The organism is Micromonospora sp. NPDC048830, assembly GCF_043198215.1.
Taxonomy (GTDB): Bacteria; Actinomycetota; Actinomycetes; order Mycobacteriales; family Micromonosporaceae; genus Micromonospora.
The window spans coordinates 1-2735 of sequence record NZ_JBICUP010000118.1; the positions used below are offsets into that span (position 1 = coordinate 1).

The 2735-nt window shown below is 71.4% G+C and carries 1 protein-coding gene; it reads left to right on the forward strand.

Going from position 1 to position 2735, the window contains the following annotated elements:
• Window positions 1–133 precede the first annotated feature (133 nt).
• The coding region (locus tag ACGFIZ_RS34130; protein WP_393427422.1) for a hypothetical protein at window positions 134–2735 on the forward strand (2602 nt) is incomplete at its 3' end.

The window sequence follows — 2735 nt, forward strand, 5'->3', positions numbered from 1 at the left end:
CGGGACCGTCGGGCACGATCAGGGTGCCGGCCCGCAGGCGGGCACCGGTCAGGGGCGCCTGCGCCGGCCTGCGGGCCGGGGACGGGGGGCAGCGCGCGGCGGGTCCGACTCGGGTGAGTTCGACCCCGAGCCGATGGTCCAGGACGTCGAGCTGGGCGAGGCGGCGGCGCCGCTGCGCACAGGCGATCGGGCAGGACGCCCAGCTAAGTTGGCGGGCGGGTGGACGGAGGGGGAGCCGCCGGAGCTGACCGGCGGGTACACCAAAGAGGTCAAGGTCGACCGGATAGGGCGGCTGACGTTCACGCTGGACGGCAAGCCGCCGATTGTCGGTGCGGCCGTTGCCGGCCAGGAGGCGACGGTCTGGTTCGGTCCCCGCACGGACGGGTCGCCTGAGGGTGAGGCGGCCGCGTGGATCAAGATCGAGAGCCGGGAGGGCGGCCCGGTCTGGCGGTGGCTGGTCCCGGCCCCCACCAAAGAGGACCTGGAGAGGCTGGAGTACTACGAGCCCCGGACCGCGCATGCGGGCGAGTGGACGGAGGGGAACCCGCCGAAGGTGACCGGCGGGGACACCAAAAAGATCCGGATCGACCGGCAAGGGCGGCTGACGGTTACGGTGGGCGGCAAGAAGCCGGGTGTCGGTGCGGCCGTTGCCGGCCAGGAGGCGACGGTCTGGTTCGGTCCCCGCACGGACGGGTCGCCTGAGGGTGAGGCGGCCGCGTGGGTCAAGATCGAGAGCCGGGAGGGCGGCCCGGTCTGGCGGTGGCTGGTCCCGGCCCCCACCAAAGAGGACCTGAAGAGGCTGCAGGCCTACCGGATCGTGCGTGCGGGCGAGTGGACGGAGGGGGACCCGCCGGAGCTGACCGGCGGGTACACCAAAGAGGTCAAGCTCAACCGGCAAGGGCGGCTGCCGTTCACGGTGGCCGGCAATACGCCGCGTGTCGGTGCGGCCGCTGCGTACGGGAAGGCGACGGTCTGGTTTGGTCCCCGCACGGACGGGTCGCCTGAGGGTGAGGCGGCCGCGTGGATCAAGGTCAAGATCCTGAAGGACCGGGAGGGCGGCCCGTTTTGGCGGTGGCTGGACCCGGCCCCCACCAAAAAGGACCTGAAGAGGCTGGAGGCCTACGAGAACCGGGACGTGGATGCGGGCGAGTGGACGGCGGGGGACCCGCCGCAGCTGACCGACGGGTACACCAAAGAGGTCCCGATCGACCTGCAAGGGCAGCTGCCGTTCCCGGTGGGCGGCACGCCGGGTGTCGGTGTGGCCGCTGCGGGCCAGATGGCGACGGTCTGGTTCGGTCCCCGCCCGGACGGGTCGCCTGAGGGTGAGCTGGCCGGGTGGATCAAGGTCAAGGGCCTGGAGGGCCGGGAGGGCGGCCCGTTCTGGCTGTGGCTGGACCCGGCCCCCACCAAAAAGGACCTGAAGAGGCTGGAGAGCTACGAGAACCGGGACGTGGATGCGGGCGAGTGGACGGCGGGGGACCCGCCGCAGCTGACCGACGGGTACACCAAAGAGGTCCCGATCGACCCGCAAGGGCAGCTGCCGTTCCCGGTGGGCGGCACGCCGGGTGTCGGTGTGGCCGCTGCGGGCCAGATGGCGACAGTCTGGTTCGGTCCCCGCACGGACGGGTCGCATGCGGGTGAGCTGGCCGGGTGGATCAAGGTCAAGGGCCTGGAGGGCCGGGAGGGCGGCCCGTTCTGGCTGTGGCTGGACCCGGCCCCCACCAAAAAGGACCTGAAGAGGCTGCGGACCTACGAGCCCCGGACCGCGCATGCGGGCGAGTGGACGAAGGGGGACCCGCCGGAGCCGACCGGCGGGTACACCAAAGAGGTCCCGATCGACCTGCAAGGGCAGCTGCCGTTCACGGTGGGCCGCAAGAGGCCGGTTGTCGGTTGGGTCGCTGCGGACCGGATGGCGACGGTCTGGTTCGGTCCCCGCACGGACGGGTCGCCTGAGGGTGAGGCGGCCGCGTGGATCAAGGTCAAGGGCCTGGACGGCCGGGAGAGCAGCCGGTTCTGGCGGTGGCTGGACCCGGCCCCCACCAAAAAGGACCTGAAGAGGCTAAGGGCCTACGAGAACCGGGACGTGCGTGCGAACGAGTGGACGAAGGGGGACCCGCCGCGGCTGCCCGGCGGGTACACCAAAGAGGTCCGGATCAGCCGGCAAGGGCGGCTGCCGTTCCCGGTGGGCGGCACGCCGGGTGTCGGTTCGGTCGCTGCGGACCAGATGGCGACGGTCTGGTTCGGTCCCCGCACGGACGGGTCGCCTGAGGGTGAGCTGGCCGGGTGGATCAAGGTCGAGAGCCTGTACGGCCGGAAGGACGGCCCGTTCTGGCTGTGGCTGGACCCGGCTCCCACCAAAAAGGACCTGGAGAGGCTGCAGGCCTACGAGCCCCGGACCGCGCATGCGGGCGAGTGGACGGCGGGGAACCCGCCGAAGCTGACCGACGGGTACACCAGAGAGGTCAAGCTCGACCTGCAAGGGCAGCTGCCGTTCACGGTGGGCGGCAAGAGGGTTGTCGGTGCGGTCGCTGCGGACCAGATGGCGACGGTCTGGTTCGGTCCCCGCACGGACGGGTCGCCTGAGGGTGAGCTGGCCGGGTGGATCAAGGTCAAGGGCCTGAAGGGCCGGAAGGGCGGCCTGTTCTGGCGGTGGCTGGACCCGGCCCCCACCGAGGAGGACCTGCAGAACCTGAAGAAATACACGCCCCGGACCATGCATGCGGGCAGGTGGACGG